This window comes from Streptomyces sp. NPDC050549 (assembly GCF_040655035.1).
Classification (GTDB): domain Bacteria; phylum Actinomycetota; class Actinomycetes; order Streptomycetales; family Streptomycetaceae; genus Streptomyces.
This window is the reverse complement of sequence record NZ_JBFAJD010000021.1, coordinates 86,514-106,725: the sequence shown is the minus strand read 5'-3', so window position 1 is coordinate 106,725 and position 20,212 is coordinate 86,514. Positions and strand designations below refer to the sequence as shown.

The window sequence follows — 20,212 nt, the reverse complement described above, 5'->3', positions numbered from 1 at the left end:
TACGCTGTGGTGACCGGTTGGCGGACGGGTATGGGGGCGGCATGGGATACGGCTTCGGACAGCGGCGCGGCGGTCAACTCCCCGTCGAGTTGACCAGCTTCGTCGGACGCACCGGCGAACTCGCCGCGCTGCACGCCGAGTTGGCGCGCTCGCGGCTGGTCACGCTGGTCGGCCCGGGCGGTGTCGGCAAGAGCCGTACCGCGCTGCGGGCGGCCCGCGCGGCCACGGACCGGTTCGCCGACGGGGTGCGGCTGGTGGAGCTCTCCGCGCTGCACGACCCGGAGCTGGTGCCGCCGACCCTCGCGGGCGTGCTGGAGCTGCCCGAGCAGTCCGGCATGACGCCGTTGGACGCGATCGTGGAACACCTGCGCGGGCGGCGGATGCTGATCGTCCTCGACACCTGCGAGCACCTGGTCGACGCGTGCGCGATGCTCTGCGACGTCCTGCTGCGCGAGGCCCCAGGACTGAGCGTGCTCGCGACCAGCCGGCAGCCCCTCGACGTGCCCGGTGAGCGCTGTCTGCCGATCGCCCCGCTGGCCCGCGCCGACGCCGTCGACCTGTTCACCCAGCGGGCCGCCGCCGTCACCGGCGGTCCCGCCCTCGACGGCGCCGACCGGGAGCACGCCCTCGCACTCGTCGACCGCCTCGACGGCATCCCCCTCGCACTCGAACTGGCGGCCGTACGGCTGCGGGCCGTACCCCTCTCCGAACTCGTCGCCCGCCTGGACCGCCACTGCGAGGTCCTGACCGGCGGCCGGCGCACGGCCCTGACCCGCCACCAGACCCTGCGCGCGGCCGTCGACTGGTCCTACGACCTGTGCACACCCCAGGAGCAACTGCTGTGGGCGCGGCTGTCGGTGTTCGCCGGTTCCTTCGGACTGACCGCCGCCGAGCGGGTGTGCGCGGGCGGTGCGGGCGTCCTCGGCGGCGAGGAGGTCGTCGAGGCGCTGATCGGCCTGGTCGACAAGTCGGTCGTCCAGCGTCTCGGCGAGGACGGGGCCCGCTACCGGCTCCTTGACACCATCCGCGAGTACGGCGCCGGACGGCTCGCGGAGACCGAGGACGCCGAGGCCGTACGGCACCGGCACTTCGCCCACTACGACGAACTCGTCGGCCGTTTCTGGGACGGCCTGGTGGGCCCGGCGCAGGTCCCGCTGCACCACGCGGTGCGCGCGGAGATCGCCGACGTACGGGCCGCCCTGGAGTACGGCTGCGCGACCGAGGGCCGGGCCGCGGACGCGCTGTGGCTGGCGACCCGGCTCGGGGCGTACTGGCGGGCGGCGGGGACGCTGTCCGAGGGCCGGTACTGGATCGACAAGGGGCTTGGACCGGTCCAGCAGGACTCCCCCGCGCGGGCCTGGGCGCTGTTCATGACCGGGGTGTTCGGGGTGTGGACGGCGGATCTGGAGACGGCGTCGGACCGGTTCCCGCAGGCCCTCGACGTGGCGCGGCGGGTCGGCGAGAGCCGGGTGGAGCTGTTCAGCGAGGGTTATCTGGCCGCCCTGCGGGTGCTCGGCGGCGCCCTGGAGGAGGGGATGGCGGCGCTCGACGCGGTCCGGGCGCGGATGGTCGCGGCCGACGACGCACTGGGCATCGGCGTCGTGCACTACGAAGGGGCCCTGCTGTACGGGGCGTTGGGCTTCACGGACCGGGCACTGGAGTGGTGCGAGGCGGGGCTGGCGTATCTGGAGGGCCGGGGCGAGCGCCAGTTGTACGGGTCCACGCTCACCGTCCAGGGCGTCATCCTGTGGCTCGTCGGACGGCCCGAGGAGAGCGCTGTCGCGCTGCGCCGGGGCCTGGAGGCGGCGAGCGAGATCGGAGAGGTGCTGGTCGCGGCGCTCGCGTCCCTGGGGCTCGCCTGGCACGCGGCCGGACAGCAGCGGTACGTCAGGGCCTGCTGGCTGCTGGGCTACGCGGAGCACGCGCGCCGGCTCGGCGGCGACCCGGTGGGCATGCTGCCCCGGCTGCTGGAGGAGCAGGAGGCCCAGCAGCGGGCGGTGCGTGCGGCACTGGGCGACGAACTCCACGAGCGGTGGCGGGAGGCGGGGGCCCGGATGTCGGGCCGGGAACTCCTGGACGCCGTGAGGGCTGACGCGGACGAACCGCCCGGTGTGCCCGCGGCCCGTCCCGGCAGCTCGGACGGCCGCCCCGCCGATCCCCTCACCCGGCGGGAACGCGAGGTCGCCGCGCTGGTGACCCGGGGCCTGTCCAACCGGGAGATCGCCGAACGCCTCGTCATCTCCAAACGCACCGTGGACGCCCACGTGGAGCACATCCTGGCCAAGCTGGGGATCGCCTCCCGTACCGAGATCCTGGCCCCGGCACAGGCGGATGGCACCTCGACGGCGTAGGTATCGGGGTGTTTCCGCATACCTAGGTACGCCCCGCGCGGCCCGCGCCGGCGACTGGGTGCACCGATCTCCTGCAGTTCACGCCCCCCGCACCCGCCCGCTGCCGCAGGCTGGTCGCACCGCCAGGGGAACGGAACGTCGCGGGCGCCGGCAGTGTTGGTCAACCCCACGGCTGTCATGGCAAGGCGCCCGTCACCGCACCTCCCCTGGCGGTACTCACATGGGGCTGCCCCTGTCGGCGGGGGCAGCCCTCGGACACCGTCGGTCAGCCGCGCCCGGCCCGCTCTTACATGGTCTTGGCGGTGGCGCCCAGGATCTCGCCGTACATCTTGGTCGGCGTGAAGCCGTCCAGCGCGCTGTTGACCGAGACGAGGGTGCCCTTCCCGGTGGCCTCGTCGAAACCGGCGAGCCAGGGTCCGCCGCTGGAGGCGCCGGTCATGTCGCAGGGGATCATCTGCTGGCCGTTCTCCTTCTTCTCCGTGCCCACGCAGCGCAGGAGTTCCTCGCCGAGCTGCGGGTGGGTGGCGGGGCAGCCGAAGGACGAGATCTTCCCGCCGACCGCTCGATTGAAGGCGACGGGCGTCCCGCCCACGACGTCCGTGAGCCTACGACCGCTCTTGTTCGCGTCGACCACCATCGCGGCCACGTCGTCCGTGGCGTACTCAGCAGTAGAGGTTGGCCCCCGTGCTGGTCCCGAGGATCGACGTGAACCGCTGGTAGGCGTCCACGCGGCTCTGCACCTGGGCGGGGTTCTTGCCGTCGCACTCCACCGAGCCGTTGATGCTGCGGATGGTCTGGCCGAAACCGGCGCCGTTGACCATCGCGTTGTGCGGGGTCATGGAGCCGGGGCCGCTCTGGGTGTTCCAGTACCAGAGCGCGGTCTTCCAGGCCACGGCCGAGTCGTTCTGCACCAGCCACGGATTGTTGAGCAGATCGATGCCGAGCGCGTCGCCCGCGGCCTTGTAGTTGAAGTTCCAGCTGATCTGCAGCGGTCCGCGCCCGTAGTAGGCGGACTGACCGGCCGGGCAGCCGTACGGCTCGTTCCAGTTGCAGTACGTCGGGTAGTTGGCGGTGTTCTGCTCGACTATGTACACCAGCCCGCCCGTCTCGTGGCTGACGTTGGCGAGGAAGGCGGCGGCCTCCTGCTTCTTCGTGGTGTCGCTGCCGGTGTCGGCGAAGCCCGGGTAGGCGCCGAGGGCGGCGGTGAGACCGCTGTACGTGTAGAAGGAGTTCCGGCTCGGGAACATCTGGTTGAACTGCGCCTCGCTGACGACGAAGTTGCCGACGGGCGTGCCCGAGCCTCCGTCGCAGGCGTACGGCTCCCAGAACCAGGTGCTGATGACCGGGTCGTAGCCCGGGTTGTCGTGCTCGGCGATGTACGCGTTGCCGTCGGTGTAGCGGACGATCTGGCCGGTGACGTACAACTGGCCGGCCACCCAGTTGGGATAGCTGGAACAGGACGCGGCGGACGCGCCGGCGGCGGGGAGGACCACGGGCGTAAGGCTACCGAGGACGAGTGCGGTCAGTACTGCGGCGATGCGGCGTCTCGACACAGGGTTCAACTCCTCTGTGGAGCACGGCCGTACCCCGCCAAGGGCAGGGCGGAGCGGAGCCTTTGTGCGCACGGGCCGGTCGGACCGGTCACGACGTGGGGGGCGGCCGTGGTGGGGGATGATGCCACTCACTGAACCGCATTGGTATGTACCAGTCAAGGGTGTAGACCAGTCAACCCCACACCCGGGCAGCCCGGTTGCGACCGGCCCGCGCCACGGAGGCCCGCGTCACCTGCGCAGAGTCGTCACCTCCAGGCCCGGGGCGCCGGCGATCTCCGCCTCGGTGAAGCGCTCGGCGACCCACTGCTTGCGCGAGAAGAGGCGGGTCTGGTCCGAGAAGTGGGGTGACGTCGGGTTCGCCGACTCCCCGTAGGTGAGGAGGGTGTGGGCGCGGGGCCCGTCGGGGGTCAGCTCGACGGTCATCAGGAAGCTGCTGCCGAAGGCGCCGGCGGTCGGGGTGCCGGTCCCCGAGCCGGGTCCCGCCTCCACGACGTCGAAACAGCCCGCGTCGCAGCCGGGCAACGGGACACCGGCCCATTTCTGTACGGCGCCGAGCTCGACGTCGACCGGGAGGTCACGGGCGGCGAGCTCCTGGACGGCGTCGGCCAGGGCGTGTTGGACGCGCGGGTCCTCGCCGTTGAATCCCCTTGGTGTGGTGAGGGGTCGGGCGGGGTCGTAGGCGACCCGGCGCCAGGTGTCGGGCGGGCCGCCGTCGAGGAGGCGGTTGTAGAACGTGCTCCAGAGCACGATGCCCCGGCTGGTGGTGTCGGCGCGGGTGTCCCAGCGGGCGAGTGCGGCGCAGGCCCGCGTCACGTCGACCTCCGTGCCGTCGGTGGCCGTCAGGCTCGGGTGGGCGCGGCACATGGCGACGATGTCGTCGCGGCCCGTCTCGGCGGACAGGACACGGTTGCCGAACATCGAGGCGCGCAGGGTCGCCTCGGTGAAGCCCGGGGCGCCCAAGCCGTCCGTGCCGTCCCGGCGTTCGGCGATCATGCGGAGTCCGAGCTGGGCCCGCCCGTCGAGGTGGGGATCGGTGTCGTACACGCCCGGGAGTCCGGTGATCGGCGCCTCCGGATTGACGTACTGGGGGCCGTTGTTGGAGTTGGCGACGTAGTCGGTGCGGACCGACTTCGGCTGGTGGGAGGGGCCGTAGAGGCCGGGCACGAGCGTGTCGGGGTCGCTGCCCCAGGCGCAGGCCGACGTCGAGCCGTCCAGGGCGGTGGGCCCTTCGTCGGCCTCGACGGTGCAGCGCTTCAACTGCCCGTCGGTGAGGTGCGGCACGGCCGAGGAGTCGGTGAAGTACGTGGCACCGCTGGTGTCGGCCGCGAGGGTGTAGGTCCAGGGGACGCCCTGGTAGGTGTCCTGGGCGGCGCGGAGTTGACCGAGGGTGCGCGCCTTCCCCATGGCAAGCCAGGTGTTCATGGAGCGCAGGTTGTCGGAGTTGGCGTCGCGGATCGCGTAGGCGGTGGTCGTGGTCCAGCCGGACGACAGGACGGAGCCGAACCGCGAGGTGTACAGGGTCCGTTCGACGGTCGACAGTCCGCCGTCCGCGCCGCGTACGGTGACCGGGACCGTACGGCGTTCCATCGGAACGGCCTTGCCGTCGAGCAGATAGCTGGTCGGGTCACCCGGCACGAGTCTGAGGGCGTAGAAGGAGTCGTGCTGCGCGTCGCTCGCAGTGTGCGTCCAGGCGAGGGTGCTGTTGTGGCCGATCTCCACCAGCGGGGTGCCGTAGAGGCCGGCGCCGGACACGTCCAGGGTGCCGGGGATCGTCAACTGCACCTGGTAGAAACGGAAGTTGCCGTCGGCCCAGGGCAGGTGCGGGTTGGCGAGCACCATCGCGTTGCCGGTGCGGGTGGCGTCCCGGCCCAGCGCCCAGCCGTTGCTGCCGACGTCGGCGGAGGCGAGGCCGAGACCGGCGAGGCCGTTCCGGGAGGCAGTTGTCGTGGCCGTCGAGGCAGGGGTGGTCGAGGGTGCGGAGGCCGTCGGGGGCTGTGCGTCGCCGATGTCCGGGGCCAACGGCACTGTGCCGGTCACCCTGTTGACGTCGTAGACGACATTCCACAGGTCGAGCGCGGTGATCGGCCGCACCCAGGGCTTGCCCTTGCAGCGCGCGTCCGGCAGCCGGTCGACTCCGGTGTCCCGGAGATAGCGGTTGTACCCGGCGGCGTACCCCTCGACCATCCGCCGCAGCTCCGTCGTCGGCCCCAACGGCGCCTTCTCGCCGAGCAGTCGGCGAACCGTCCCGGCGCGCAGCTGTCCGCCGTAGTAGGTGTCGCTCGCGAGATCGGCGCCCGTGCCGGAGTCCCCGTCGGGCCCGAAGAACCGGGACCGCTCACCCCGCAACGTCACCACCTGGTCGGCGAGTTCGCACACGTTGTCCTGCGCGAACGCATACCCGTAGCCGTAGCCGAGCCCGTCGAAGTCCTGGGCCAGGATGTGCGGTACGCCGTACTCGGTCCGGCTGATCCGGACCGTGTGCCCGCCGTCGGCCACCGTCGTGGCGGCGGACGCGGGAGCGGGGGCGGGCAGCAGGGCCATGGTGGCCGAGGTGAGGCAGAGCACGGCTCCGAGGACCGCCGACCTGCCTGACAACAAACGTCTGTGACGCTTCGTCAGTTCTCCGGTTTCACGCATGCCCGCCACCCTGCAGGGCGAACGGCGAGACGGCATCCCGCCCTCGGCGGATTTCCGGACGGCCTGTCAGCCTCGGGATGTACACCTTGAGGCCCGGCACAGCACGGCGCCCCGGTCGGGCTGTTGCCCGACCGGGGCGCCGGGACTCACCGCTTACGGCGTTCCAGTACTGCCTAGTACTGCTCGGTCTCCACGAACCGCGTGTCCGCGTCGTTGGTGGCGAAGGTGTCGACCGCGGCGGTCGGGTCGAATCCGGGCGGGCTGTCCTTCAGGCCCAGACCCAGACCGGCCAGCTTCGCCTTGACCTCGTCGATGGACTTCGCACCGAAGTTGCGGATGTCCATCAGGTCGGCCTCGGAACGCGCCAGCAGTTCGCCCACGGAGTGGACGCCCTCGCGCTTGAGGCAGTTGTAGGAGCGGACGGTGAGCTCCAGCTCCTCGATCGGCAGCGCCAGATCGGCGGCCAGGGCGGCGTCCGTGGGGGACGGGCCCATGTCGATGCCCTCGGCGTCGATGTTCAGCTCGCGCGCGAGACCGAACAGCTCCACCAGGGTCTTGCCGGCCGACGCCATCGCGTCACGGGGACGCATCGCCTGCTTGGTCTCGACGTCGACGATCAGCTTGTCGAAGTCGGTGCGCTGCTCGACACGCGTCGCCTCGACCTTGTACGTGACCTTCAGCACCGGCGAGTAGATCGAGTCGACCGGGATCCGGCCGATCTCCTGGCCGACCTGCTTGTTCTGCACGGCGGAGACGTAGCCGCGACCGCGCTCGACGGTCAGCTCCATCTCCAGCTTGCCCTTGCCGTTCAGCGTGGCGAGGACCAGGTCGGGGTTGTGCACCTCGACACCGGCCGGAGGCGCGATGTCGGCGGCGGTGACCAGACCCGGACCCTGCTTGCGCAGGTACATCACCACGGGCTCGTCCTGCTCGCTGCTGACGACGAGCTGCTTGATGTTGAGGATCAGGTCGGTGACGTCCTCCTTGACGCCCGGCACGGTGGTGAATTCGTGCAGGACACCGTCGATGCGGATGGACGTGACCGCCGCACCCGGGATCGAGGAGAGGAGCGTACGGCGGAGGGAGTTGCCGAGGGTGTAGCCGAAGCCGGGCTCCAGCGGCTCGATCACGAACCGGGAACGGAACTCGTCGACGACCTCTTCGGTCAGGGACGGACGCTGAGCAATGAGCACGGGGTGTTGCCTCCATTTTCGGCGCCCACTATTTGACGCCGTAGACCTCAAGAAGGATACGTCGACATCGCTGCAAACCTCGCCGGGCCCACCCGGTAGGTGAGATGTCATCTGCGGGCCGACCGCACGACGGCCCCGGCAAGCAGAAAACCCCACGTGAAGTGGGGTCTCCGCTGGTGTCCGAGGGGGGACTTGAACCCCCACGCCCGATAAAGGGCACTAGCACCTCAAGCTAGCGCGTCTGCCATTCCGCCACCCGGACGAGGTGTCTGCCGCCCGACCGGGGGTGTTCCCCGCGGCGACATGGACAACAATACCAAGCTTTCGGAGTGCCTTTCACCTGCATATCCGCCCCGGCCGAACCGGCCGCGCGAGGCCTGCCACCTGCGAGTACTCCGCCACCACGGGTGAACGAACCGCTACGGACGCACGCCGGATTCCGACTCTCGACCGGCGAGCACCAGGATCTGCAGCGCCCGTACGAGCGCCGCCGCCCCCACCTCGTCCAGCGGTGCCAGAAATCGCCGTTCCGCCGCTCGCCGCGCCGTCTCCGCCCGGCGCAGGCGGTCCTGCCCCTCGGGCGTCAGTTCGACGATGTTCTTGCGGCGGTCCTGCGGGCTGCGCCGCCGCACCACCAGGCCCTGGTCCTCCAGGCCGTCGATCAGGGACACCATCGTGGTGCGGTCGACCCCGAGCCGCCCGGCGGCCTCGACCTGCGACAACGGCTCCCCCTCGGCGAGCACCACCAGTACGGCCAGCTCGTGACCGTCGACCCCGTGCGGGGCGAGCGCCTCGGCCGAGGCCATGGCCAGCTTCGCCTGCGCGTGCTTGAGGAGGTAGCCGAGCCGGGACTCCAGGGGGCTGGGGGACTGATCGTTGGCCATTCCCCGACTGTATCCCGACATGAATCCTCTTTCTGATCGTCAGCTTGGCTGATGATTAAGTAGGCTGACGGTTATGACAGACGAAACCGCTGTGCGCTTCGGGATCAAGACCACACCCATGCATGTGTCGTACGAGGACATCCGCCGGGTCTGGCTGGAGGCGGACGCCGTTCCGGAGATCGCGGACGCGTGGCTGTGGGACCACCTGCTGCCGGTCGCCGGGCCGGAGGACGGACAGATACACGAAGGGTGGACCCTGCTCAGCGCACTCGCCGCCCAGACCGGGCGGCTGCGTCTCGGCCTCCTCGTCACCAGCAACCGTGTCCGGCCACCGGCCCTGCTCGGCAAGATGGCGTCCACCGTGGACGTGATCTCGGGCGGGCGTCTCGTGCTCGGGCTGGGCGTAGGCGGGACGCGGCAGCCGCCCGGCGCGGGGGGAATCCCGGGCGCCAATCCGGCGATCGCGGAGTACGCCGCCTACGGCCTTCCGCTCGTTCCGCCGGGCGAGGGCATCGAGCGGCTCGCGGAGACCGTCGCGATCCTGAAGGGGATGTGGACCCGGGACGTCTTCGACTTCGAGGGCCGCCACTACCGGCTCCGGGGTACGCGCTGCGAACCGAAGCCCGTCCAGCGGCCCGGTCCCCCACTGCTGATCGGCGGCTGGGGCACCCGGCTGCTGCGGCTGGTCGCCGAGCACGCCGACATGTGGAACGTTCCAGGGCCGCCGCACAACACCGTCGAGTACGTCGCCGAGCGCGCCCGCGTCCTCGACGCGCACTGCGCCGAGCTGGGCCGCGACCCGGCCGGGATCACGCGTTCGGTGCAGGTCCTGGTGTCCTACGACGAGCCGGCCACGACCCGGGAGACGGTCGGCCGGCTCGTCGACGCCGGGATGAACCACATCGTGCTGAACCTGCCGCGCCCGTATCCGCGGGGCGTGGCCCGCCGGCTGGCCGACGAGATCATCGCCGGGCGGCACTCGTCGGATGCGAGTGCCGCCCGGCCGCGGATCACCGCGTGAGCCGGCGGGCGCCGGTCACGGCATGAGCTGGTACTCCGGGAAGTTGCCGGGCAGCCGCTCCCCCACCGGTCCGTGCGTCACGGCGCGGACGAGGAGTTCGCCGCCGACGAAGGCGCCGCGCCAGGAGGCGCCGAACCCGCCGAACAGCTCGTCACGGTCGCCTCGGGAACGCGGCTTGCCGTGCCCGACCTTGAACGCCCTTATCTGCGGAGCCAGTCGGTCGTAGGTCGCCCGGTCGTCGGTGGACAGGGTGGCGACCAGCGCGCCGTTGGACGCGTTCATCGCGGCCAGCAGCTCCGCCTCCGTGTCGACCAGGACGATGGTGTCGACCGGGCCGAACGGTTCCGCGTGGTGCAGCGGGGACGAGGGCGGCGGGTTGAGCAGTGTGACGGGGCGGACGTACGCCGAAGTGTCCTGCCCGGCAAGGAAGTCGGCCTCGGACAGCCTGCCGCGGTGCAGCGGTACGGCGCCGCGGTCGATCGCCTCGGCCACCTGGTCGTGGAGCTCCTTGGCCTTGGCCGCGTTGATCACCGGGCCGAAGTCCAGCTCGGGGCAGGCGTCTTCGGCGCGCTGGACGGCGAGAGGGTGGCCGACGCGCAGAGTTCGGACCGCGGGAAGGTAGGCGGTGAGGAACTCGTCGAACAGCTCGCGCTGGACGACGAAGCGCGGATACGCGGTGCAGCGCTGCTTGCCGTAGTCGAAGAGCTTGGGGATGACGGCGGTGAGGGTGCCCCAGTCCGTGTGGTTCCAGATGCCCCAGGTGTTGAGTCCCTCCTGTTCCAGTACGTGCCGTTTGCCTAGGTCGGCGACTGCCGTGGCCACCGCCGCTCCGGTGTCGCGTCCGCCGACGAAGGAGACGCAGCCGATCTCGGGCGCCCGGACCAGCGCCTCGGACAGTTCGCCGCCACTGCCGCTGACGAGGGTGACGGGGATGCCCTCGCGTGCGGCGAGCGCGCAGGCCAGGGTGAGGCAGGCGACGCCGCCGTCGGTCGGGGTCTTGGCGATGACCGCGTTGCCCGCCAGCGCCTGCACGAGCATCGCGTGGACGAGCACGCTCATCGGGTAGTTCCAGCTCGCGATGTTCGAGACCGGGCCGTCCAGCGGGGTGCGGCCGGCGAGCATCGGTTCGATGCCGGCGACATACCAGCGCACACCGTCGATGGACCGGTCCACGTCGGCCTGGGCGAGTCGCCAGGGCTTGCCGATCTCCCAGACCAGGAGTAGTGCGAGGAGTTCGCGGTGCTCGGTGAGGGCGTCCAGCGTGGCGGCGACGCGGGCCCGCCGTTCGTCGAGCGGGACGTGCCGCCAGGCCCGGTGCTGGTCGAGGGAGGCCCGAACGGCCTGATGGGCAGTGGACCGGTCCAGTCGGGGCGGGCCCGCGACGGGGCTGCCGTCGACGGGGGTGGTGGCGGGCAGGGGCCGGCCGTCCCGCTGCCAGGCGGCGCTCCAGAGGTTGAGGACACGGTCGTCCTGGAACGCCTCGGGCGCGACGGCGAGACAACGCCGCCAGGCGTCGCTCCAGGACGTGCCCGCCTTGAGGGTCGGGGGGCGATGGGTGGGGGCGGGGGTGGGAGTGGGAGTGGGAGTGGAACCGGGCGTGAGGGTTGATGCCATGCTTCTGCTCCGCTCTCGGTGCACAGTCGGGGCGGGGTGAGGCAGGAACGGTCCAACGCGCGAACCGTCGTACAGGTGAAGCTAGTTGCACCCAAAGGAGTCCGACAGTCACGTCACATCAACTATGAGTGACGTCACCTGTCGCCTCCCGCGCCGCCCCCAGCCGGTCCAGCACCAGCCGGGCGGTCTCCGTCGGCGTACGCCCGACCCTGACTCCTACGGCCTCCAGCGCCTCCTTCTTCGCCGCCGCCGTACCTGAGGAACCGGACACGATGGCACCGGCGTGGCCCATCGTCCTGCCCTCGGGCGCGGTGAAACCGGCGATGTAGCCGACGACCGGCTTGGTGACGTGCTCACGGATGTACGCGGCCGCCCGCTCCTCCGCGTCGCCGCCGATCTCCCCGATGAGCACGACGAGTTCGGTGTCGGGGTCGTCCTGGAACGCGGCGAGGCAGTCGATGTGGCTCGTGCCGACGACGGGGTCTCCGCCGATGCCGACGCAGGTGGAGAAGCCGATGTCCCGCAGCTCGTACATGAGTTGGTAGGTGAGCGTGCCGGACTTGGACACCAGGCCGATGCGGCCCGGCTTGGTGATGTCGGCGGGGATGATGCCCGCGTCGGCCTGGCCGGGGGTGATGAGGCCGGGGCAGTTGGGGCCGATGATGCGAGTGCCCTTGGACCTGGCGTGGGCCGTGAAGGCGACCGAGTCGTGGACGGGGATGCCCTCGGTGATGACGACGGCGAGGCCGATACCCGCGTCGACGGCCTCGGTCACGGCCGCCTTCGCGAAGGCGGGCGGCACGAACACGACGGTGACATCGGCTCCCGTCGACCGCATACCGTCGGCGACCGACCCGAAGACGGGGACGGCCGTGGGGGCACCTCCCAGGCCGTTCAGGCACTGGGGGACGTCGAAGTCGACGGTGCGGCCGGCCTTGCGCGGGTTGACTCCGCCGACGATGTCCGTGCCGGCGGCGAGCATCCGGCGGGTGTGCTTCATGCCCTCGCCGCCGGTCATGCCCTGGACGAGGACCTTGCTCTCCTTGGTGAGGTAGATCGCCATGTCCCTGCTCCTCAGCGTGCGTTGGCGAGGTCGGCGGCGCGGCGGGCGGCGCCGTCCATGGTGGTGGCCTGCTGGACCAGTGGATGCGCGTGCCCGTCGAGAATCGCCCGTCCCCGCGCCGCGTTGTTTCCGTCGAGCCGGACGACCAGCGGCTTGGTCAACCGGACGGTGTCCAGGGCCCGCACGATGCCGTCGGCCACGGCGTCGCATGCGGTGATCCCGCCGAAGACGTTGACGAAGACCGACTTCACGGCCGGGTCGGAGAGGATGACGGAGAGTCCGTCGGCCATGATCTGGGCGGATGCCCCGCCCCCGATGTCCAGGAAGTCGGCGGGGCGGGCACCGCACCCGGCCACCACGTCGAGCGTCGACATGACCAGGCCGGCGCCGTTGCCGATGATGCCGACCTCGCCGTCGAGCTTGACATAGTTGAGTCCCTTGGCGGCCGCCGCGGCTTCCAGCGGATCGTCGTGCATCGTGTCCTCGGCTCCCCAACGGGCCTGCCGGAAGAGGGCGTTGTCGTCGAGGGTGACCTTGCCGTCGAGGGCGAGGATCTGTCCCTGCCGGGTGCGCACGAGGGGGTTGACCTCGACGAGGACTGCGTCCTCGCGGATCAGCACCTCCCAGAGCCGCACCAGGACGTCGACTGTCTGCGGCGGCAGTCCGGCGGCCTCGGCGATCTCGCCCGCCTTCGCCGAGGTGACGCCCTCGGCCGGGTCGATGTGCATACGGGCGACGGCATCCGGTCGGCGGGCGGCGATCTCCTCGATCTCCGTACCGCCCTCCGAGGACGCGATCGCGAGGAAACGGCCCGCCGCCCGGTCGAGGACATAGGAGACGTAGAACTCGCTCTCGATGTCGACGGGTTGGGCCAGCATCACCGTGCCGACCGTGTGCCCCTTGATGTCCATGCCGAGGATCTGCCGTGCGGTCAGCTCGGCGGCGGCCGGGTCGGCGGCGAACTTCACCCCGCCCGCTTTACCCCGTCCACCGGTCTTCACCTGGGCCTTCACCACCACCCGGCCGCCCAGCCGGCGGGCGATCCCGCGTGCCTCCCTGGACGAGGAGGTGACCTCGGCCCGGGGCACCACGATGCCGTGTTCCTCGAAGAGTTCCCTTGCCTGGTGCTCGTACAGGTCCATCTCGGCTCCCTCTCGGCTCCCACTTAAAAGTGCCGCACGCCCCCTGGACACCACCCATCGGATGCGGGATAACAAGCTTCATACAGTATTCGTCGACTGTATGCAATGTACTGCGAGAGCCTTCCAACCCCCTACGAAGGGACAGGACTTCGCCATGCCCGACGACACCCAGGACGTGATTTCCGGTGGTCATCTCGTCGCCAAAGCCCTGAAGGCCGAGGGGGTCGACCGCATCTACACCCTGTGCGGCGGCCACATCATCGACATCTACGACGGCTGTGTCGACGAGGGCATAGAAGTCGTCGACGTACGCCACGAGCAGGTGGCAGCCCACGCGGCGGACGGCTACGCACGCATCACCGGCAGGCCCGGGTGCGCGGTCGTCACCGCGGGCCCCGGTACCACCGACGCCGTGACCGGTGTCGCCAACGCCTTCCGCGCGGAGTCCCCGATGCTGCTGATCGGCGGCCAAGGGGCGCTCACCCAGCACAGGATGGGGTCCCTGCAGGACCTGCCGCACGTCGACATGATGACGCCGATCACCAAGTTCGCGGCGACCGTGCCGGACACGGCACGCGCCGCCGACATGGTGTCGATGGCGTTCCGCGAGTGCTACCACGGCGCGCCGGGACCCTCCTTCCTGGAGATCCCGCGCGACGTCCTCGACGCCAAGGTGCCGGTGAGCAGGGCGCGGGTGCCCAAGACCGGCGCATACCGTGCCTCGACGCGCTCGGCCGGCGATCCCGCCGCGATCGAGAAGCTCGCCGACCTGCTGGTGCGCGCCGAGAAGCCGGCGATCCTGTTGGGCAGCCAGGTGTGGACAACTCGCGGCACCGAGGCGGCCGTTGACCTCGTCCGCACGCTCAACATCCCCGCGTACATGAACGGCGCGGGCCGCGGCACCCTCCCGCCCGGCGACCCGCACCACTTCCAGCTCTCGCGCCGGTACGCGTTCTCCCACGCCGACGTCATCGTCATCGTCGGCACGCCCTTCGACTTCCGCATGGGCTACGGCAAGCGCCTCTCCCCCGACGCGACCGTCGTGCAGATCGACCTCGACTACCGCACCGTCGGCAAGAACCGCGACATCGACCTCGGCATCGTCGGCGACGCGGGACTCGTCCTGAAGTCCGTCGCGGACGCCGCCTCGGGACACGCTTTCAATGGATACAGCAACGGCGGCGCGTCCAGGCGCAAGGAGTGGCTCGACGAGCTGCGCGCCGTCGAACAGGCCGCGATCGAGAAACGGTTGCCGAGCCTCAAGTCGGACGCCTCACCGATCCATCCGTACCGGCTGGTCAGCGAGATCAACGACTTCCTCACCGAGGACTCGATCTACATCGGCGACGGCGGCGACATCGTGACCTTCTCCGGGCAGGTCGTCCAGCCCAAGTCGCCCGGCCACTGGATGGACCCGGGCCCGCTGGGCACCCTCGGCGTCGGCATCCCGTTCGTCCTCGCGGCGAAGCAGGCGCGCCCGGAGAAGGAGGTCGTCGCGCTGTTCGGCGACGGCGCGTTCTCCCTCACCGGCTGGGACTTCGAGACCCTCGTCCGCTACGACCTCCCCTTCGTCGGCATCGTCGGCAACAACTCCTCGATGAACCAGATCCGTTACGGCCAGGCCGCCAAGTACGGCGTGGAGCGCGAGCGGGTCGGCAACACCCTCGGTGACGTCCACTACGACAAGTTCGCCCAGATGCTGGGCGGTTACGGCGAGGAGGTCCGCGACCCCGCCGACATCGCACCCGCGCTGCGGCGCGCCCGCGAGTCGGGCAAGCCGTCGCTGATCAACGTCTGGGTCGACCCGGACGCGTACGCCCCCGGAACCATGAACCAGACGATGTACAAGTGAGGTGAACGGCCATGACCGCCAGGGCACTTGAGGGCATCCGCGTCCTCGACATGACGCACGTCCAGTCCGGCCCCTCCGCGACCCAACTGCTCGCCTGGCTCGGCGCCGACGTCGTCAAGCTGGAGGCTCCGACCGGCGACATCACCCGCAGGCAGCTGCGCGACCTCCCGGACGTCGACTCCCTCTACTTCACGATGCTCAACTGCAACAAGCGCAGCATCACCCTCAACACGAAGACCGAGCGCGGCAAGGAGATCCTGACCGAGCTGATCCGGCGTTCCGACGTCATGGTCGAGAATTTCGGGCCGGGCGCGGTCGACCGTATGGGGTTCACCTGGGATCGCATACAGGAGATCAATCCCCGCATCGTGTATGCGTCCATCAAGGGCTTCGGGGACGGCCCGTACACCAACTTCAAGGCGTACGAGGTCGTCGCGCAAGCCATGGGCGGGTCGATGTCGACCACCGGCTTCGAGGACGGGCCGCCGCTGGCGACGGGCGCTCAGATCGGTGACTCCGGCACAGGAGTGCATACAGTGGCCGGGATACTGGCGGCACTCTTCCAGCGGGAGAGCACCGGCCGCGGTCAGCGCGTCAACGTGGCCATGCAGCACGCCGTGCTGAACCTGTGCCGGGTGAAGCTCCGCGACCAGCAGCGTCTCGCCCACGGGCCGCTCGCCGAGTACCCGAACGAGGACTTCGGCGACGAGGTGCCCCGCTCGGGCAACGCGTCCGGCGGCGGTCAGCCCGGCTGGGCGGTCAAGTGCGCGCCGGGCGGCCCGAACGACTACGTGTACGTCATCGTGCAGCCGGTCGGCTGGCGGCCGCTCACCGAGCTGATCGGCCGGCCCGAGCTGGCCGAGGATCCCGAGTGGGCAACGCCGGAGGCCCGGTTGCCGCAGCTCGCCAAGATGTTCCAGCTGATCGAGGAGTGGTCCTCCACCCTGCCCAAGTGGGAGGTGCTGGAGAAGCTCAACGCCCACAACGTCCCGTGCGGGCCGATCCTGTCGACCAGGGAGATCATCGAGGACGCCTCGCTGGTCGCCAACGAGATGGTCGTGACGGTGCCGCACCCCGAGCGCGGCGAGTTCGTCACCGTCGGCAGCCCGCTGAAGCTCTCCGACTCCCCCGTGGACGTGACCAGTTCACCGCTGCTCGGCGAGCACAACGAAGAGGTCTATGTCGGCGAACTCGGTCTCGGCGACGAAGAGTTGCGCCTCCTCAAGTCGAACGGGGTGATCTGACGTGATGGCAGAGGACCGGGTCCTGAAGGTGCGCGCGCTGCTCGACTCCGTGCGGGTGGAGGGGCGGTTCGCGCTGACCGCGCCGGAGGGCAGGGTGATCGCCGACGCCTACGGGATCGCCGTACCGGGTGAGGAGTTGGCGACCGACGTCGACGAGGCCGTGGCGTACGCGGCGCGGTTCGGCGGGCCGGTGGTGATGAAGATCGTCTCGCCCGACATCCTGCACAAGACCGACGCGGGCGGTGTGATCGTCGGGGTGGAGGGCGCCGCAGACGTTCGGGCCGCGTTCCACAGGATCGTCGACAACGCGCGGGCGTACGACGCCGGTGCCCGTATCGAGGGCGTCCAGGTGCAGGAGTTGCTGCCGCAGGGACAGGAGGTCATCGTCGGCGCGGTGACCGATCCGACGTTCGGGAAGGTGGTCGCGTTCGGGCTCGGCGGGGTGCTCGTCGAGGTGCTGAAGGACGTGACGTTCCGGCTGGCGCCCGTGAGCGCGGACGAGGCGTTGTCCATGCTGGACTCGATCCGGGCGGCGGAGATCCTGCGCGGGGTGCGCGGCGCGCCGGCCGTCGACCGGTGGGCGGTCGCGGAGCAGATCCGCCGGGTGTCCCAACTGGTCGCGGACTTCCCGGAGATCGCCGAGGTGGACCTCAACCCGGTGATCGCTACGCCGGAGGGCGCGGTCGCGGCGGACATCCGGGTCATCCTCGCCGAGTCGCAGCCGGTTGCCCGTCGACGGTATACACGCGACGAGATCCTGACGACCATGCGCCGCCTCATGGAGCCGACCTCCGTCGCCGTGATCGGTGCCTCCAACGAGCAGGGCAAGATCGGCAATTCGGTGATGCGCAATCTCGTCGACGGTGGTTTCGCCGGCGAGATCCACCCGGTGAACCCCCGGGCCGATGACATCCTCGGCCGCAAGGCGTACAAGAGTGTCACGGACGTTCCCGGTGAGGTGGATGTGGCCGTCTTCGCCATTCCCGCCAAGTTCGTGGCAGCGGCGCTGGAGGAGGTGGGCCGCAAGAACATCCCCAACGCCGTCCTCATCCCCTCGGGGTTCGCCGAGACCGGTGAGGTCGAACTCCAGGACGAGATAGTCGAGATCGCCGAGCGGCACGGCGTCCGGCTGCTCGGGCCGAACATCTACGGCTACTACTCGACCTGGCAGGACCTGTGCGCCACGTTCTGCACGCCGTACGACGTGAAGGGCGGGGTGGCGCTGACCTCGCAGTCCGGTGGGATCGGGATGGCCATCCTGGGGTTCGCGCGGACCACGAAGACGGGAGTGTCGGCGATCGTCGGGCTGGGCAACAAGTCGGACCTGGACGAGGACGACCTGCTGACCTGGTTCGGCGAGGACCCGCACACCGAGTGCATCGCGATGCACCTGGAGGATCTCAAGGACGGGCGCGCGTTCGTCGAGGCCGCCCGAAAGACCGTGCCCCGTAAGCCCGTTGTGGTGCTGAAGGCGGGTCGTACGGCGGCGGGTGCGAAGGCCGCCGGGTCGCACACGGGCGCCCTGGCCGGCGACGACGCCGTGTACACGGACGTCCTGAAGCAGGCAGGTGTCATCCGTGCCCCCGGCCTCAACGACATGCTGGAGTACGCGCGCGGGCTGCCGGTGCTGCCGACTCCCAAGGGCGACAACGTCGTTGTCATCACGGGCGCCGGCGGCAGTGGTGTGCTGCTCTCGGACGCGGTGAGCGACAACGGCCTTTCCCTGATGGAGATTCCGCCGGATCTCGACGCGTCCTTCCGGGAGTTCATCCCGCCCTTCGGGGCCGCGGGCAACCCGGTCGACATCACCGGGGGCGAGCCGCCGTCGACGTACGAGGCGACGATCCGGCTCGGGCTGGAGGATCCGCGCATCCACGCGCTGGTCCTCGGCTACTGGCACACGATCGTCACTCCCCCGATGGTCTTCGCGGAGCTGACCGCGCGTGTGGTGGCCGAGTTCAGGGAGCGTGGGATCGAGAAGCCGGTGGTGGCGTCGCTCGCGGGTGACGTGGAGGTCGAGGAGGCCTGCCAGTACCTGTACGAGCGCGGGGTGGTCGCGTACCCGTACACGACGGAGAAGCCGGTGGCCGTGCTCGGCGCGAAGTACCAATGGGCGCGTGCGGCGGGGCTGTTGGGCGGTGGTTCATGACGTGAGCCGAGGCGGGGCCGGCCGACAGTGCGGTCGGCCGGCCCCGGGGACCCGTGCGCACACGAAAGGCATTGGACAGGGGGCGCTGGCCAGAACTTTCGACGCAAGGGGCACTGAGCGATGGCAACAACGGACTGTTCGACGTCCGTCCCTTTCAGGGAGGTGACGGACCGTCACGGCCGCGTGTACCGCATCGGGGAATCCGATGTGGACCTCATGGGCCGTACCCGCAAGTGGATGGTCGTCCTGCCCTGGGTGGGCATGATGGGCATCAGTTCCGCCGAGTACGCGTTCACGTCGGCGGAGGACACGCTCCACGACGCGCATCTGTGGAGCAGTGGGCACATCTTCTGGCTGATGGGCGTCTGGGTGTTCTTCCAGGCGGCCGTGGCCTTTCCGGCCGGGCAGTTGCGGGAGAGCGGCAGGCTTCCCGCCCGTACGGCCATGTTGATCGGCGCGCTCGGCACGCTGCTGGGCTATCTGGCGCTGGCGTTCGCGCCGAATGTGCTGGTCGCGTACCTGGGATTCGGTATGTGCAGCGGTATCGGCGCCGGTCTTGTGTATGCGACCTGCGTGAACATGGTCGGCAAGTGGTATCCGGAGCGCAAGGGCGGCAAGACGGGCTTCGTGAACGGCGGATTCGCGTACGGGTCGGTGCCGTTCGTGTTCCTGTTCACCTCGGTGCTGGACCTGGGCAACTACAGGCTGCTGCTCAGTCTGGTCGGTGTCGGGCTGTGTCTGGTGGTGGCGTCGGCGGGCTGGTTCTTCCGAGATCCGCCGAAGAACTGGTGGCCCGCGCACGTCGATCCGCTCCGTACGGCCCAAGACCCCAGGATCCGGCGGGCGTTGGAGAAGAACCCGCCGGCGGTCAAGCAGTACACCCCGAGGGAGGCCGCCCGTACGCCCGTGCTCTGGATGATGTGGTTCTGTCTGCTGTGCACGGCCGGCATCAACATCTTCGGCATCGCCTTCCAGGTGCCCTTCGGCAAGGACATGGGATTCGCGGGCGGGATCGTGGCCACTGCGATGTCCCTGAAGGCGATCGTCAACGGCACCGGGCGCGGTGTCATCGGCTGGATCTCCGACCGCTACGGCCGCCGCCACACGCTGATCATCGTATGCACTGTGCTGGGTACCGCGCAGTTCGGTGTGCTGGTCTCGGGCCAGATGGGCAGCATGCCGTTCTTCCTCTTCTGCTCGATGGTCTCGGGTTTCGGCGGCGGGGCGATCTTCCCGCTGTTCGCGGCCATGACGGCGGACTACTTCGGTGAGAACCACAACGCCGGCAACTACGGGTTGGTCTACAGCTCGAAGCTGATCTCGGGGCTCGTCGGCTCCGGTCTGGGTGCGGTCGTCGTCGGTGAGTGGGACTACCACGGCGCGTTCGTGCTGGCCGGTTCCGTGGGCCTGGCCTCCGCGGTGCTGGCGCTCTTCCTCAAGGCGCCGGGCAGGCCCAGCGCCCGGCGCGTCGTCCCCAACCCGCACCCGCTCGGCGAGGAGATGGCGTGA

At 70.1% G+C, this 20,212-nt stretch carries 14 protein-coding genes and 1 tRNA gene; 6 read left to right on the top strand and 9 right to left on the bottom strand.

The window, feature by feature from the left end; all coding sequences use genetic code 11:
* Positions 1-41 precede the first annotated feature (41 nt).
* Positions 42-2,351 (top strand): LuxR C-terminal-related transcriptional regulator, encoded by a 2,310-nt coding sequence (locus tag AB0I51_RS28225; RefSeq protein WP_362979780.1) that lies wholly within the window; start codon positions 42-44, stop codon positions 2,349-2,351.
* 286 nt (positions 2,352-2,637) lie between these two features.
* Here the strand turns inward: AB0I51_RS28225 and AB0I51_RS28220 are convergent, their stop codons facing one another.
* From AB0I51_RS28220 to AB0I51_RS28195, 6 genes are all read right to left on the bottom strand, one after another.
* Entirely contained in the window at positions 2,638-2,997 is a 360-nt protein-coding gene (locus AB0I51_RS28220) for a hypothetical protein (protein ID WP_362979778.1), read from the bottom strand.
* Positions 2,998-3,013: 16 nt separating this feature from the next.
* A complete protein-coding gene (locus tag AB0I51_RS28215; RefSeq protein WP_362979776.1) occupies positions 3,014-3,904 on the bottom strand; it encodes a glycoside hydrolase family 19 protein in 891 nt (296 codons plus the stop codon).
* A gap of 228 nt (positions 3,905-4,132) precedes the next feature.
* Positions 4,133-6,499: a penicillin acylase family protein gene (locus tag AB0I51_RS28210; protein ID WP_362979774.1), complete on the bottom strand. Its 2,367-nt coding sequence runs from the start codon at positions 6,497-6,499 to the stop codon at positions 4,133-4,135.
* A gap of 215 nt (positions 6,500-6,714) precedes the next feature.
* A complete protein-coding gene (locus AB0I51_RS28205) occupies positions 6,715-7,734 on the bottom strand; it encodes a DNA-directed RNA polymerase subunit alpha (RefSeq protein WP_019073061.1) in 1,020 nt (339 codons plus the stop codon).
* A 174-nt stretch (positions 7,735-7,908) separates the two neighbouring features.
* Positions 7,909-7,996, bottom strand: a tRNA-Leu gene (locus tag AB0I51_RS28200).
* Positions 7,997-8,153: 157 nt separating this feature from the next.
* Positions 8,154-8,618 carry a MarR family transcriptional regulator gene (locus AB0I51_RS28195; RefSeq protein ID WP_362979772.1) on the bottom strand — a complete coding sequence of 155 codons (465 nt, stop codon included), beginning with the start codon at positions 8,616-8,618 and terminating at the stop codon, positions 8,154-8,156.
* 73 nt (positions 8,619-8,691) lie between these two features.
* Between AB0I51_RS28195 and AB0I51_RS28190 the strand changes: the two genes are divergently transcribed.
* Complete coding sequence (locus tag AB0I51_RS28190; protein WP_362979770.1) at positions 8,692-9,639, top strand: LLM class flavin-dependent oxidoreductase; 948 nt, start codon at positions 8,692-8,694, stop codon at positions 9,637-9,639.
* A 15-nt stretch (positions 9,640-9,654) separates the two neighbouring features.
* On the opposite strand, the gene AB0I51_RS28185 is transcribed toward AB0I51_RS28190, so the two are convergent.
* From AB0I51_RS28185 to sucC, 3 genes are all read right to left on the bottom strand, one after another.
* Entirely contained in the window at positions 9,655-11,253 is a 1,599-nt protein-coding gene (locus tag AB0I51_RS28185) for an aldehyde dehydrogenase family protein (RefSeq protein ID WP_362979768.1), read from the bottom strand.
* A gap of 118 nt (positions 11,254-11,371) precedes the next feature.
* Entirely contained in the window at positions 11,372-12,316 is a 945-nt protein-coding gene (sucD, locus tag AB0I51_RS28180; RefSeq protein ID WP_362979766.1) for a succinate--CoA ligase subunit alpha, read from the bottom strand.
* Between the two features lie 11 nt (positions 12,317-12,327).
* Positions 12,328-13,458 carry an ADP-forming succinate--CoA ligase subunit beta gene (gene sucC, locus AB0I51_RS28175; protein WP_362979764.1) on the bottom strand — a complete coding sequence of 377 codons (1,131 nt, stop codon included), beginning with the start codon at positions 13,456-13,458 and terminating at the stop codon, positions 12,328-12,330.
* Positions 13,459-13,612: 154 nt separating this feature from the next.
* Between sucC and AB0I51_RS28170 the strand changes: the two genes are divergently transcribed.
* The 4 genes from AB0I51_RS28170 to AB0I51_RS28155 all read left to right on the top strand — a co-directional run bounded on the left by AB0I51_RS28170 (position 13,613) and on the right by AB0I51_RS28155 (position 20,212).
* Complete coding sequence (locus AB0I51_RS28170) at positions 13,613-15,310, top strand: thiamine pyrophosphate-binding protein (protein ID WP_362979762.1); 1,698 nt, start codon at positions 13,613-13,615, stop codon at positions 15,308-15,310.
* Between the two features lie 11 nt (positions 15,311-15,321).
* A complete protein-coding gene (frc, locus tag AB0I51_RS28165) occupies positions 15,322-16,554 on the top strand; it encodes a formyl-CoA transferase (RefSeq protein ID WP_362979760.1) in 1,233 nt (410 codons plus the stop codon).
* Between the two features lie 4 nt (positions 16,555-16,558).
* Positions 16,559-18,703 (top strand): acetate--CoA ligase family protein, encoded by a 2,145-nt coding sequence (locus AB0I51_RS28160; protein WP_362979758.1) that lies wholly within the window; start codon positions 16,559-16,561, stop codon positions 18,701-18,703.
* Between the two features lie 120 nt (positions 18,704-18,823).
* Entirely contained in the window at positions 18,824-20,212 is a 1,389-nt protein-coding gene (locus tag AB0I51_RS28155; protein WP_362979756.1) for an OFA family MFS transporter, read from the top strand.

What these genes read in the sequence shown, in the direction of transcription:
- AB0I51_RS28225 (WP_362979780.1), top strand. Translation starts at nt 42, where the DNA reads ATGGGATACGGCTTCGGACAGCGGCGCGGCGGTCAACTCCCCGTCGAG.
- AB0I51_RS28195 (WP_362979772.1), bottom strand. Translation starts at nt 8,618, where the DNA reads ATGGCCAACGATCAGTCCCCCAGCCCCCTGGAGTCCCGGCTCGGCTAC.
- AB0I51_RS28190 (WP_362979770.1), top strand. Translation starts at nt 8,692, where the DNA reads ATGACAGACGAAACCGCTGTGCGCTTCGGGATCAAGACCACACCCATG.
- AB0I51_RS28185 (WP_362979768.1), bottom strand. Translation starts at nt 11,253, where the DNA reads ATGGCATCAACCCTCACGCCCGGTTCCACTCCCACTCCCACTCCCACC.
- sucD (WP_362979766.1), bottom strand. Translation starts at nt 12,316, where the DNA reads ATGGCGATCTACCTCACCAAGGAGAGCAAGGTCCTCGTCCAGGGCATG.
- sucC (WP_362979764.1), bottom strand. Translation starts at nt 13,458, where the DNA reads ATGGACCTGTACGAGCACCAGGCAAGGGAACTCTTCGAGGAACACGGC.
- AB0I51_RS28170 (WP_362979762.1), top strand. Translation starts at nt 13,613, where the DNA reads ATGCCCGACGACACCCAGGACGTGATTTCCGGTGGTCATCTCGTCGCC.
- frc (WP_362979760.1), top strand. Translation starts at nt 15,322, where the DNA reads ATGACCGCCAGGGCACTTGAGGGCATCCGCGTCCTCGACATGACGCAC.
- AB0I51_RS28160 (WP_362979758.1), top strand. Translation starts at nt 16,559, where the DNA reads ATGGCAGAGGACCGGGTCCTGAAGGTGCGCGCGCTGCTCGACTCCGTG.
- AB0I51_RS28155 (WP_362979756.1), top strand. Translation starts at nt 18,824, where the DNA reads ATGGCAACAACGGACTGTTCGACGTCCGTCCCTTTCAGGGAGGTGACG.